Origin of the sequence: Segatella copri (assembly GCF_015074785.1) — a bacterium.
Taxonomy (GTDB): Bacteria; Bacteroidota; Bacteroidia; order Bacteroidales; family Bacteroidaceae; genus Prevotella.
This window is the reverse complement of the sequence record NZ_CP042464.1, coordinates 3,313,085-3,326,907: the sequence shown is the minus strand read 5'-3', so window position 1 is coordinate 3,326,907 and position 13,823 is coordinate 3,313,085. Positions and strand designations below refer to the sequence as shown.

Annotated in this window: 8 protein-coding genes; all 8 read right to left on the bottom strand. The window is 46.1% G+C overall.

What is annotated here, in order from left to right:
- Positions 1-106: 106 nt before the first annotated feature.
- Positions 107-2,308, bottom strand: a complete 2,202-nt coding sequence (locus tag FO447_RS13635) for an outer membrane beta-barrel protein (RefSeq protein WP_200756841.1) — start codon at positions 2,306-2,308, stop codon at positions 107-109.
- A 758-nt stretch (positions 2,309-3,066) separates the two neighbouring features.
- Positions 3,067-4,020 (bottom strand): hydroxymethylpyrimidine/phosphomethylpyrimidine kinase, encoded by a 954-nt coding sequence (locus tag FO447_RS13630; protein WP_200756839.1) that lies wholly within the window; start codon positions 4,018-4,020, stop codon positions 3,067-3,069.
- Between the two features lie 96 nt (positions 4,021-4,116).
- Positions 4,117-4,599, bottom strand: a complete 483-nt coding sequence (locus FO447_RS13625; RefSeq protein ID WP_200758597.1) for a lipocalin family protein — start codon at positions 4,597-4,599, stop codon at positions 4,117-4,119.
- Positions 4,600-4,646: 47 nt separating this feature from the next.
- Complete coding sequence (locus tag FO447_RS13620) at positions 4,647-5,384, bottom strand: DUF1573 domain-containing protein (RefSeq protein ID WP_200756837.1); 738 nt, start codon at positions 5,382-5,384, stop codon at positions 4,647-4,649.
- Between the two features lie 11 nt (positions 5,385-5,395).
- Positions 5,396-7,483 (bottom strand): subtilase family N-terminal domain-containing protein, encoded by a 2,088-nt coding sequence (locus tag FO447_RS13615; RefSeq protein ID WP_200756835.1) that lies wholly within the window; start codon positions 7,481-7,483, stop codon positions 5,396-5,398.
- A gap of 31 nt (positions 7,484-7,514) precedes the next feature.
- Positions 7,515-9,566, bottom strand: a complete 2,052-nt coding sequence (locus FO447_RS13610) for a BACON domain-containing protein (RefSeq protein ID WP_200756833.1) — start codon at positions 9,564-9,566, stop codon at positions 7,515-7,517.
- A gap of 21 nt (positions 9,567-9,587) precedes the next feature.
- Positions 9,588-12,272, bottom strand: a complete 2,685-nt coding sequence (locus FO447_RS13605; RefSeq protein WP_200756831.1) for a DUF4458 domain-containing protein — start codon at positions 12,270-12,272, stop codon at positions 9,588-9,590.
- Positions 12,272-13,822, bottom strand: a complete 1,551-nt coding sequence (locus tag FO447_RS13600; protein WP_200756829.1) for a DUF5003 domain-containing protein — start codon at positions 13,820-13,822, stop codon at positions 12,272-12,274. Before FO447_RS13600 ends, FO447_RS13605 begins: the two co-directional genes overlap by 1 nt.
- Between the last annotated feature and the right edge of the window lies 1 nt (position 13,823).

Genomic DNA, 13,823 nt, shown 5'->3' with positions numbered 1-13,823 from the left:
AAATTGGACTTTGATAGGATATCAAGAAGTTTCAACTCTATATTATCTGATTCTTTTTATTCCATATCAAACGCCTTTTAGTTTTATTAGAAAACCAAAGAAAAGTCTATTCTTTCGGAATACCAAGTCGCTCCATTTCTACCTCTGCTGATGTTTGATTCTCTCTTTCTTTTATCTTATGGAAACGATATGTTAACGTCAATCCGACTTTTCGAGTTTCATACTTTGTATTAAAACTAGATCTAACATCATAGATTTGTCTACAAGCACGATTTCTATCTCCATTAAAAATATCATACCCATCTAATGATAACCGCAATCTATCGTTCAAGAAAGATTTTTTGATACTCAAATTGACAGAAGAAGATGATTTTACATTTATCGACTCCATGTATCCACCCCAGACTTGTTGCCAAGACAGAGAGAGCAGAAAATGCTTAGGAAGCTTGAAATCATTATCAAAATTAAGAATTGTCGACGGATGTCCATCATGAAATGTTGTTCCATCAATACCCGGATAATGCATAATTGACTTCTGAAAGAATCCTGTCAACGAAGCAGTATAGCATTTATAGGTATTACGCCAATTCAACATCGCCGACAAAGCTTGACGATGCGACAAATTATCTTGTGACGAAACCGTTATAGCTGAGTTACCTTCCAAAGAATAAATCACCGGCAATAATGGACGATAAACATAATCATAATTTAATGTAAGAAACAAGGACTTATACATCAACAGATAAGACAAGCTATGAGTGATGGCTGTCTTCAACTGGCTATTACCCTTAGATTGCTCATAACGGTTCACATACGTCACATTATCATTCATATCTGCATAATTAGCCCGCTCTGTTCCTATCGAATAGCTAAGATTCTGCACCAACAATCCATGACTATAGCTTAGGGTTACCGATGGCAAGAATGTATTATCACTATGCGCCTCTATCACAGACGCCTTTTCATTCTTCCGACGGGAATATAGATTCTGATAACGTATTCCTGTACTTAAAGAAAAGTCCCCCAAGGGTAATTCGTAGTTGATAAATACAGCATTTTTAACTTCCTTATTCTCAAAGCGACCATCGTACTTCAACCGTTCATAATCTATCTTGTCTAATCCCTCACTATAGCTGAAATCATATCCCATACCCAAAGTGCCCCACTTTCCAAAATCATGGGTAGCATGGAAATTAGAAGCCAGGACATTCCATTTAGAATGTCTTATATATGAAACCTCAGAACTCGTATCTATATGATTTTCCTTTAAAGCAGAATTAGTGTTCGATGCTTTAGAAATATAATCCATCACTACACTCACGTGCCAAGCATGATTCAAACTTGCATCATAATATATATTGACATGATGCGTAAGGAGGTTGTTTTTGGATTTATTCTTATCAAAGAGATAATATGCAGGTCCTGCATTTGGCACTACACTAAATGTATCCCGAGTCTCAACCTTTCCATCCGTGTACATTCCACTATAAAGCATTCCTAGTTCTGATTTATCAGACAGATGATAAGTCATACCAGCAGAATAAGTATGACTACCGGAATGCGTTAAGCTTTCAATATGTTGCATTTTATTCCAAATGGTATCTGCTAATACCTGTTTATCATAATCAGAACTTTCGGAAGCATTATTTCTCCTATAGTAATACTTACCATACAAATCAAATTTTCCAGAATTGTATGTTGAAGAGAAACCTGTTTTATGAGCCAAATGCTTTGCCTGAGTGATATTTCCAATGGCATTAAAAGCCACACCATCTCCTAAAATCTTAGTTTTTATACCAATCACAGGTGAACCCGATGTGTCATAATCCGCCCCAGGCATAGCAACGATTTTTAAAGATTTGATTTGATCAACTGGTAAGTTATCGATAAGACTTTGATCTCTCACCTTACGCCCGTTTAAATAATAGACCGGGGCTCCCTTACCCAACACATTGAACGAATTCCCTACATGTAAGACACCAGGAACCTTACCAATCAGTTCATATATATCATTCTGATGGTTAAGAATAGAATCATGCTCTACGTCTACGAGTAAATTATGACCAGACAACTTTATGTTTTTGCGATGCCCTATCACCTCTACATCAGATAGAGAGATTGCTGTAGAATCCGAGATACCAGTCATGTTTTTGGCAACAACGTTACTATCAGAATCAAGGATAGCAATGTTTGCCGGAACATCACCTTTGTTAACTCCCATATCCCTTGCTATTATATTATTAGCTTTCAACAGAAGCGCACCCAAGAACAACATGGATATATTTATAAAAAATCTCTTAACAACCATATTAATATAACCTTTAAGTTTAAAGAATCACCTTTGTCATTTACTGAGTCCACTTAAAAAAGTAAGGCTTGTTGAAAGTAGGCTCAGTAAATTAAAATGATCTCGGTGCAAAAATACCGAAAATTGCTCAAACCGCCAAACTTTTCACATCATTTCTCACATAATATTTATCCCCCAGTTTATTATGTAAAAATGATGTAGGCAACATCAGGTAAAAGAGTCTTGCGCTTTGGCTGCTTTAGAGCTTTATGTAAAAAAAACTAACTCATAGTTTTTTGATGCGAAAGTCATAACTTTTCGGCTAGAAACTCACCGTTTTTTGCATCGGGATGCACTAAAAAATGCATCGGGATGTAATAAAAACAGCCTGCATGATAGCAGATTATCGCCCTCACGAGGCATCATTTAAGCCTCGTGGCGGTCATCATTGATGACACTTATCTGTCTTCATATAAGACACTTAGCTATCTTAATATAAGGCACTTAGCTATCTTAAGCAGGAGCACAAAATGGGTAGAAAAACAGCCAGGGGTTAACAGGGTTAACAGTTAACACCCCAAAAATGCATACTTCCCCCTACTCACATATAAAAATAAGTATATATATATTTATTATATAGGTAAAAAGGAGAGGGACCATGCAAAAAACAGCTGTTAACTGTTAACCCTGTTAACCCCCCAATAAAAAAGTTAATAGTTGATAGGGCGTAGCCGTTAGCAAGATTGCTATAAACTATAAACTTTCAACTATAAACTAACTTATCCTTTCTGCCTGAAAGCAGAAGGCGTAACCCCTCTCATCTTCTTGAAGAACTTGGTGAGATGAGCCTGGGATGAGAAACCGAAGGTATTGGCTATCTCCTGAACCGTATGCGTGGTGGTAGAAAGTTCGCGCTCTATCTCCTTCACGATGTATTCATCGATGATTGCCTTCGGCGTCTTGCCGGAGATGCGACGGGTAACCTGAGCCAGATAACGGCCACTCACATTCAACTGGTCGGCATAGAAATGAACATCGCTATAAGTGCGGCAGAAGTTATTCACCTGCGAGATAAACTGGTTGTAAAGCTCGGAACTTCTGCCTTGCAGATTGCTCTGGCGCACGAGTTCTACATTGATGAAATCCTGCGCCATCGCCAACGCCTCCTCCATCTTCTTGCCCTGATTCAGATAGACGGCAAGAGCTGAAGAGAAACGGTTGATGAGACCATGCGAATTGGCATTGTCGAGGCGATAGATCCGGAGCCCCTGCTTCTCGGCAAGGCTCAGCAGTTTGGAATTCTGAAGAATGATGTCGCTCTCCTTCTTGCGTGACACGACGACAGAACAGAGCGGCAGCAGACGGTATTTGATCTGGCTCACCACATCCTCGGTCATCAGCGCATCGCCCTGGCTCGACCAGATCGCAGGGGCATAGATGATATGGGCAGGACGGTACCTGGTCAGGGCATCGATGACCACATTCAGCGTCTCCACCCTGCGTATCATACCTATCTTCACTATATCAGGCTGCATATCGTTCATGATAGCCTCAATCTGCCCCGAAACAATCTCGGCAGGAATATCGAAGAACTCCTGAATACCGAGCGTATTCTGCACAGTGATGCTGGTTATTGCCGAAACAGCATAACCGCCCAACTCGGCAATCGTCCTGATGTCCGCCTGCACACCAGAGCCTCCGGTGCTGTCTGAACCTGTAATCGTTAATATCATATCCTTAAACTTTGAACCCGATGATAAGTTTGAGGGCAAAGATACAAAAAAAGAGCGAATAATCCGCAGAATTTGCAGATAATTCGCTCTTTTTTTTTATTCTTCAGTGAGATCTTTACAATCCTTGAGTATCTTAGCAGGAACCTCATTGCAACGCTTGTAGCGGCAGATGTCGGTAACATCGTCCTTGGCGGTCCATATCATGGAACCCGATTTCAAGAGACGGGTTACGAGATAACTCTGGTTCCAGTCGCCCATGCCGTAATCATAGCTTCCGCTGATGATGTAACCCTGGTATGGATCGTTCTCGATAGCGAACGAACCGGTGATATGGCGACCATACATACTGTCAAACTTCTGATACATCTCGAAAGTCTGGTCCTTGCGGTTGAAAACGATGTAGCAGTATGTGCCCTCAGCAAGAGGTTCACCGTTCCACTCAGCCAACTCCCATGTGCCATGAAGATTGGCAGGTGTAACTTCCAGAGAACGCTCCTCCGGTTCCTCATCATCGCTGCTGCAGGCTGTAAAGCCGCAGGCAAACAAAGCAATCACCAGGAGGGTGAAGAGTTTTTTCAAATATTTCATTGTCTTGGTATTTTTTTCTTTTTTACTTTTTTCCTTTTTTACCTTTTTACCTTTACAACGACCTGTATCGTTCTGTCAGACGGACGGGCATCCAAGCCCTCCAGAATAACAGGGAAGGTGAAGGATTCGGGCATCGTAGCCGGAATCTTATCGGCTATGATGGTGATGACGAGGTCAGCCTCATCACCCGGTTCTATCACCTCAGGCTCTGTCGTAAGACGGGCATAAGGAGGAAGAAGGAGGCTGGATATACGGAGCGGCTTGTCGCCGCTGTTTCCGCAGAGGATGCGTGCCTCAGGCTCTGTGCCCGGCTTTACCTCTGTGATACTTGCCTTCGCCTGTTTCAGTCTGAGTGCGCCCATCTTGTGCGGATAGCGTGCCCACTGGTCAGCACCCGGTAGCACCTTGCCCGTTAAGGCAAGCTTAACGGCAGGCTGTCCCTCTACCTCTTTCAGATAGAGATAAGCACCCGTATTGATGGTGCCCGGATAGCGGTTAGGCGTGAAGGTGATCTGCACCTGACAGGTATCGCCAGGCTTCATCACATCGCCCCTGACATAAGAACTGGTACATCCACAGGTGGTTCTCACCTGTGTGATGTGCAGTATCTTCTTGCTCACATTCTTACCTACGAAGGTGAAGGTGCGAGGCGCATCGTCCTCGGTCATCGTACCTGCATCGATAAGCGGATGCTCAAACTTCAGCTGTTCCTCCTGCGCATTCACCGTAACAGGCAAAGCCAGGAAGAAAAGCGATAGGAAAGCAAATATCTTCATATTACATCCAATTACATCCAACCATTGTTACCGGCACTCTTTCTAACGGTCACAACTACGGTCTGTCTGGTACCATCGGCAGCTGTTACGGTGAGCGATGTGCTTCCGGCAGCGAGTCCCTTCACGGTGAGCGTTTTGCCTTCTACCGAAGCAGAAGCTACGTTGCCATTCACTACTGAGCAAGAGAAGTCCTCTGTCTGACCTGCGAAATATGCAGCGAGGTTGAGAGAAACAGTCTTCTCGATGCCCACATACACGTTAGGCAACTTCATATCAGAACTGAATTCCTTGTTCTTGATGTAATTCAAGAGCTGAGCTGCATCAATCAGACCAGCACCCATCTTGCCGATGTACTTAGAGAGCTGTACGATCTCAGGCGAAGCACCTACGGTAGTATGGTTCATATAGTAGGTCTTGGTTGCACCATTCTGATAATGACTATCCAGTTCCTTTACTGATTTCTTCATCAGGGCTACGAAGTCGGCAGCACGATAATGACGGTTCGTCTTGGCTGCATAAGCGAGACCCAAGGCAGCCACACCCGAAACGTGAGGACAAGCCATAGAGGTTCCCTCCATATAGCCGTAAGCAGGCTGACCGTTCTTGATCATCGTAGAGAGCACAGCACCTTTCTGTTCTGTTGTCTCTGCCCAGTATTCATCTTCCTGTTCGCCAATCTTGCTGTAATATTCCAAGTCGCCACCAGGAGCGCTCAGGGTTACGAGCGAACCGAAATCGGTGTAGCAGGCTGGAGTATAGTCGGCAGCTACTGAAGATACGCAGACGCACTTAGAGTAAGCACCTGGGAAAGCAGGATTGCCAGCATACTCATTACCGGCTGCGAAGACTGGAATACCACCGTCGATGACACCATTAGGCGAACCGGCATTGTTGATGAAGTAATCCAAAGCCTCCTTCTCCAGCGGATAGGTCTCTGCCCATTCCTTCTCGGTAGCAGGACCCGGAGTATAACCGTTGATGATGCTAGACTCTGAAGAGTTGTAACCCCAACTGCACTGCAGGATGACTGCACCATTATCGGCAGCATACTTGATGGCTCTCGCCTCGCCTGCCAAGGTTACACTGTTCTGACCGGAGAATACCTGACAAGACATAATCTTGACACCAGAGTTAGGAGTTCCGTCACCACCGGCTACACCGCAAACACCTTTACCATTATTATTTACGGCAGCAATGGTACCAGCTACGTGAGTACCATGACCAGAGTCATTGGCATCAGTCCAGGTAATATCGCCGCTCTCGGTTACGAAGTTATAACCGTGAAGGTCACCTTCGTATCCGTTGCCATCACCATCGGTCTGGGCGCCCTGAACACTTTCGCCCGGGTTGCACCACATGTTGGCTGCCAAATCAGGATGCGTATACATCACGCCCTCATCAAGAATAGCCACGATGATAGAAGGATCGCCTGTGCAGGTCTTCCATGCCTCAAGTGCATTCACGTCACATCCAGCCTTAGCACCCACGTGATTATTGTTGAGGTTCTCAAAATCATAGTTGCCCTCGCCCAGGTTACGGTAGTGCCACTGGCTGGCAAAGCCTGGGTCATTAGGGAAGTCATCGGCAGCAGAACGGGTAGCCTTCTGCTGAAGTGCCTTATCGCTGAGATAGATACGCTTGCTGTCGGTATTGTAAGCACGCTTGATGCGACCGTTGGTCTGAACCTTTGAGATTTCACCCAACTGCTTCAGGCGCTCGGCAGCCGCCTTCAGGTCTGTACCCTTGTTAAACTTCACCGTATACCAGAGGTGAAGACCCGCCTCACGGGTTCTTGCCTCAGTATTTGCATCTACCGGGAACACACGCTCGAAGCTGTAACTTCCCAGGATGTCGAGCACCTCGTCGGTAGAAGGAATACCCGAACGGGTAGCCTTTCCGGCGCGAGTCTTGCCCAGTTGTGCCTGGTCGAGGATATCGCTCATTTCCGGACTGAACTTAATCAGCAACTCACCCGCCGCAGCATCTGCAGGGATGGTGATTTCTGAATTGCCGTCAGAAGAGCCGATGGTTGACAGGCTGTCAGAACAGCCCGTCAATGCCAATGCGACCATTGCTATATAGAAAAACTTTTTCTTCATTGTTTGCTTCTATATTGTTTTTATGTTTATCTTACTTTTTCTTAGTTCTCCTGTACTTAGCCATCAGCGCAGCTTCATTAATATCGCCTGCTGCCACGTATTTGCGGTAGTAGAGCGGATAAGCTACACCCGGAACCTCCCACTTGCTACCTGGGTCGCTGATTCCGTAATAGTAGTCGTAGCTGTAGCTGTCTTCTGTCATATTAGAGAAACCAACGGCAGCGCCATCGCTGTTCTTACCCTTAGGCTGCTGGTTGAAGATCATGATAGAAGGAGTCCATTCTACCAGATGTGGATGATAAAGAATCCACTTTGGCACCGCACCAGTCAGGAAGTTAAGGTTGAGCGACAACTGACGGCAGTTTGGCAATACACGTGGCACCTGGAGAGGATAAACATCCTCATAAACTACAGAACCATCCTTGTGCTTGCAAGTTACTGGATTATCCCAGCCAGAGAGCAACCATTTACAGGTATCACCTACCAGTTTGTCGAGATAATCAGCCTTATTGGTAGAGAAGTCTGCCCTGCTGTAGCGGGTAGCCTTGCCGGCAGCCTCCAAAGCTTCAGTCATCTCTTCATCTGTTGGAAGTTCACCCTCCAGGAAGCAGTATGACAACTCCAGGGAATTCAATTTTTCCCATGTAAGGAGCTTCAGAAGCGCCTGGCGGTCTGCGGTTCCGGCATTTACCTTACCATACAATCCGATAGGATAGTTATTATAAACATAGACGCCTGATGCATTCATTTCGCCCAGCGAAGCGATGTTGGTGACAACATCCGTACGGCGCTGTGCGTAGAGGATGAGATTGCGCAACTTAGGGAAGTTCTTCTCGTTGACGATATTGGTGATATCCGACAACTTGTTGAAGTTGTTACTTACCAGATTGAGCGTTTCAAGACTCTTGCCCAGATTAACAAAGTTAGCAGGCAACTGAGTCAGACCGTAAGCCTGAACGGTAAGATTCTTCAGATACTTCAGCGAGCAGATTTCATCACCAAGGTTCACCTCACGAATCTGGTTGTTCTCGTTGGCAGCAACAGAGAATGACTCCAGGAACTTGAGGTTGCCCACTTCCTTAGGAAGAGTTTCGCCACTCTTGAGGTTGAACATGCTGAACTTGACAGAACGTACTCGTCCTAAAGCCTCAGGATGATCCTTCACAAAAGCATCAGTAGCTTCCCAGAGCGTTACGCCGCTCCAGTTGCGCATGTTATCGCTGGAATCGAAGGTAGCAATGCTACCCAGTTTCTGGTTGATCATGATGACAGAGAGAGAGTCACCGGCACGGTTGTCCTCAATCTTAGGTGCTGCCTTCTGACGAACGGTCAGGATGACATCATCTGTAGGATTGCCATCAGCATCTACCAGCTGGTCTTCAGCCTTGACTGGCACGAGATGAACCTTAGCCACACGAACGGCAGGAACCACGTTCATCGCCCAGCGGAACTTGAACTTCACGCTGCGAGGACGCGCCTTTCTATCAAGTACGATTCCGAGATTGGTACCTGTCAGTTTATCCTCATCCTTACTATTCAGAAGCCAACCTTCACGCTCGCTCTCGTTTTCTGCCTTCTCGGCATCAGTCATATCACCCTCGAAAGAATACTCTATCTTACCGATTTTGCATTCCACATTGGCAGAAATCAAACTCTCGAAAGCACGCTTATCGTATGATTCTGAATTTTCGATTTCTACAGTTGGTTCCTTGATGTCAATCTGCTTACCATAACCAAACTGTTTTACGGAAACGGTGCGGCGCTGACCGTTATCGCCGATAAAGACGATATCGGTAGTACGGCGTCCGCTCATCAGAGTAGAGTCAACTACCACAGTTGCAGTAGTAGAACCCACGCCATTGGCAGGAGTGAGCATCAGCCAAGGCTCATCCACGTTAGCCACCCAATTCTGTGAGGCAGCAATGGCAAGCTGTTCGCTACCGCCCTCAGCTGCTATTTCAATCTGCTCCTTGTCGATGGCGAGTCCGCCTGGGATATCTACATCATCGCTATCGCTGCAGGATGCAGTCATCAGACCTGCACCCAGAACGAGGAGCCATGTAAGTTTATTAATATATTTCATATTATCTTACTTTCTATTCGTTTAATTTTCGAGATCCAAAGCATCGCAACCGCGGATGTCCTGATTCTTGTCGTAGAACAGCTTATACATACCTGCCTTGATGTATGGGCAGACGCTGGTTACATCGATAGAGATGTTAGGGTTGTCTGCGATATTCAGGATATAAAGGTGAGAGGTCAGTGTCTCTTCTACCCTACGGATATCGTTGGAACCAATCTGGAACTGGATCAGGCTCGGACAGGTTGTGATTCCTGTAGGCCATGTACGCAGGCAACGCTGGTCGGTATTCTCATCACGCTGGTGGTTGATGGCAAAGGCACGGAGCACGGCACTGTTCAATGGCTGGGTTGGCACCTCGGTGAAGCAGTTGTAGCTCAAGTCCATATTGGTAATGTATGGCAATGTGGTTGAGCGGAAGTCATCAGAGAGGGATGTCAACTTGTTGAATCGGAGGTCGATGACCTGCAGCAGATAAGCCTTCTTGCCCTTGATGGAACCCTTAGGGATGGTGCGCATCTGGTTGCCGCTCAAATCGATGGTTGTGATTGGCGAACCGGCTGTAAACAGCTCTGAAGGGAACTTCTCTATCTTGTTGTTCGACAGAGTAACGGTTGCTGCATTGATACCCTTGTAGGTACCATGACTCTTATCTACACCTGTAATCTCGTTGTAAGAGAAGTCTACAGAACCCATCTCGCGAACCGAACTTGCATCGAAGATATTCGGAATCTTCTTCAGTTTGTTGTGGGCGAAGGTCAGACTCTCCACATCATCTGTAAAGGCACAGAGATTAGCAGGAACCTCCTCAATCTGGTTGTTGTTCAGATAGAGTGAAGAAAGCGCTACCTCAGAACCGAACGGATGCAATTTCTTGATGTTGTTGTAAGCCAGGTCGAGCAGACCGAGGTTCACCATCTTGCTCAAGGCAGATGACTCAGGGAACTCCTCCAGGTTGTTGTAGCTCATATAGAGAATCTGGAGCGTCTTACCGGTCTTCCCCTCAGCTAAGCGAGTCCAGTCGTTTCTCAACTGGTTGGCTGAGATTCCCTTGCATCGTGCCAGATTCATCGCCTGCAATTTAGGGAGATTATAGTAGAAGTCTGGAATGCGACTGATCTTCGGACAGTTGTAAAGTTCGATATCGGTCAGGTTTTCCATCTTGTCCCAATCCTCATCCTTAAACTCCTTCGCAAACTTACCATAAACAGGATCATCAGCATTGTAGAACTTCGCACAAACCTCATCGGCTGTGATAGAAGAGTTACCGATGTAGAACTGCTGCAACTTGGTCAGGCGATAGATGGCCTTAGATACACCTGTAATCTTGTTGGTCAATGTACCGATCTGCGCATCCTTCAGGTTGATGCGGCTGTCCTTCTTGATTCTGTTCTTCGGTGCCACCTTAGGATCAGAGTTGTAGCTTTCTACAATCATATCCGACATGTTGGCACGTGGGTCATACTTCAGGAACTTGTTCTCATAGTCGTGACGCATGCTGCTCTTCTTTGCAGCAGTCAGACTGTTTGCATCATAATCATTGAAGATGTTGGCACCAATCTTCTCATCGTGAGAACCGAGATTGAGCACCTGGAGTTCTGTCAGCTGTCCGATGGCATCAGGTACGATTCCCTTTGCACCGAAACCGGCGATGATGAGACCGATGACACGGCCGTTGCTGTTGAGCGTTACGCCCGGCTGTTCACCCCACATATCGAGTTCCTTGTTGAAGTTCCAGTTAGCTCCCTTGAAGGTAGCATCGCCATAGAAGCTCCACTCCTTACCATGGAGAGATTCCCAGATAGCCTTCAAAGCCTCATAGTCCTTGATATACTCCTTTGTCTTGGAAAGGAGGATAGGCACCTGAGCTGTATCATTTAGCTGATTATCCTCTACAATAAACGCCTTACCCTTTACAGGCTGGGTTTCGTACTTGGTCTTCACCGCACCTGTCTTGCCGTAGGTGGTATAAGAGGTAACCTGATAAGTACCGGCAGGCAGCCATACGGTAGAATCGCAGTAAGCTGTACCTGTGTCCATATACTTATCGTTCTCATTGTCTGGATTCTGATGCTCTACGCTAGACTCCTTATATTTCACCTTCAGTTCAGGGAAGGTATAGGTCTCACGGGTAAAGAGGTTAGTTACGCTGACATCAACGAGACGGATGTTAGAGAAGAGATACTCAGTACCACCGGCACGGGTCTTCTCCCACTCCTTCACGAGATTGAACTTCACCTTACCACGCTCCACAGTCTCCACCATGAGGTTCTGTACTTCCAGACCGCCACCTACTACAGTGAATGTTTCGCCGGCAGAAGAAGCCAGCAACTCTTCGTCTACCGCATCATAGAGATAGAAACCGATGACGGTGTAAGTACCCGAAGCGAGTTGCAGTTTTTCACTTCTCAGACCATACTCTGCATTCTCTGAATTATAAGAATTGAGCACCAGTGTCTGAGAGACAGTTGTACCGTTGTGCTCCATGACCACCTTGATTTTCTTGGCATCATCCAGTTTCTCAAGTTTGTCAAGGGCAGCAGCACGGGTAGCTCTAGAAGAAACCTTCTTGCTGAGCTTGAACTGCACATATCCGTATGTGCCGTCCCAACCCTCGGTCTCATCATCCGAGCAACTTGTTGCTGCAAAGGTCAGGAGAGAGACCAAGAGCAACAAGAGTGCCTTACTATATTTTCTGAATGTCTTCATTACTTTCTCTTGCTTCTAAATCCCATATTATTGATAATGACCACTCGCTGGCATACTCTCTGCATGTCGGTGAAACCAGCAAGGATAGGATAAGTGAGCTTATCGGCATTCAAGCCAACATAGATACCCTTATCGTCCTGTCCTACCTCGTAGTTTTTAACATCAACAGGGTTTCCTGTACCGTCGTAAATGACTACTTTTGCTCCAGCTGTAGGATCCCATCCGTCAATCTGAGGATAAATGGCTACATAACCACCATAAACTGTTGATTCAAACACTTCTTTACCAGTATAACTGAAGATGCCCTCAGCATATGACTTAAACTCCTCATTGGTTGTCAAGGCACAATCTGCCTCCATACCCATGCTGGTAACAATCGGAGCAGTAACCTCAGAATCGCCCTTCTTTTCTTCCTTCTGGACAACATCCATCAGGAAGTAGCGGTCGTAATCGCTCTTCACTGTCATGAAGTCTTCCTCCAGCATTCCGTCGAGTCCATTCTCCAGACTCTCGAATACGCTCTGTGGCAATGCATAGACCAGGAACTCACGGATTCCGCTGCCTAATGGAGCGACTGTGAGCTTCACGTCACCCTTCTCACCCTGCAACTTCACAGCGCCGGATGTTTCCTCGCGCAGACCATCTTCCTTTTTCTCGAAGACTACCAGCTGGTAAGCATCACCCAAAGTCTTGAGGGTGAAAGGAACGAAGGTGTAGAAGGTGAAATCGTTGGTTTCACCGCCATTCAGGCTAGAACCATTCTGAGTGAACACCTTACCATCGAGAGATACATTCCATACTGCCCACTGTGAAGAGGTTGGATAAGTAACATCCATGGTGCTGGTGGTCATACCATTATAGATAACAGGTACGGTTACAGCAGCCTTGCCATCCTCAGAAGTGAAGGTGATGGTGTAGTTGCCGTCCTTAGCGATGGCATACTTAGCACTTACGCCCTGATTCTCCTTGAAGGCAACACCGCCTACAGCATCCTTGTTAGGTGTACCTACCAGGAAGCCGCCTTCCAAGTCTACCCAAGCTGGAGTATTGGTAACCGCAAAACGGAAGTTTGACTTTACGGTAAACTTGGTGTATACATTGTAACCTACAGTGATACCTGTCTTGGTGATATCATTGCCATCCGCATCGTAAACCGTCAGTATATGGTCGGCAGCCGAACGCTTAACCTCAGCGATGGCAACCTTCTGACCACCCATATTCAGGAAGAGCTGAGCCACGCTCATATCATCGCTGGCATCATCACCAGTAATCTTAACCTTGATGGTCTGCTTGCCTGCAGTACCATTGAGTACGAAGGCGTCTGTTTTCTCGCCCTGCACCAGTTTACACCAGATTTTGTCTGAAGAAAGGCTCCAGCTCTCGTTAGCATCGAAGGTGAAGTCCAACTCAGCGCCAGCTGCACCGCCGATAGTCTTTACCTGTGGGAACACAGGAGTTACGGCATCGTCATCGCTGGAACAAGCTGTGAACAGAGTCACTGATACCAGCGCCATCAATACGAGCCAATATTTTGAAATCAATGTTTTCATT

Coding starts and splice junctions, on each gene's coding strand:
- FO447_RS13610 (WP_200756833.1), bottom strand. CDS start 9,566: ATGAAATATATTAATAAACTTACATGGCTCCTCGTTCTGGGTGCAGGT.
- FO447_RS13635 (WP_200756841.1), bottom strand. CDS start 2,308: ATGGTTGTTAAGAGATTTTTTATAAATATATCCATGTTGTTCTTGGGT.
- FO447_RS13620 (WP_200756837.1), bottom strand. CDS start 5,384: ATGAAGATATTTGCTTTCCTATCGCTTTTCTTCCTGGCTTTGCCTGTT.
- FO447_RS13600 (WP_200756829.1), bottom strand. CDS start 13,822: ATGAAAACATTGATTTCAAAATATTGGCTCGTATTGATGGCGCTGGTA.
- FO447_RS13605 (WP_200756831.1), bottom strand. CDS start 12,272: ATGAAGACATTCAGAAAATATAGTAAGGCACTCTTGTTGCTCTTGGTC.
- FO447_RS13615 (WP_200756835.1), bottom strand. CDS start 7,483: ATGAAGAAAAAGTTTTTCTATATAGCAATGGTCGCATTGGCATTGACG.
- FO447_RS13630 (WP_200756839.1), bottom strand. CDS start 4,020: ATGATATTAACGATTACAGGTTCAGACAGCACCGGAGGCTCTGGTGTG.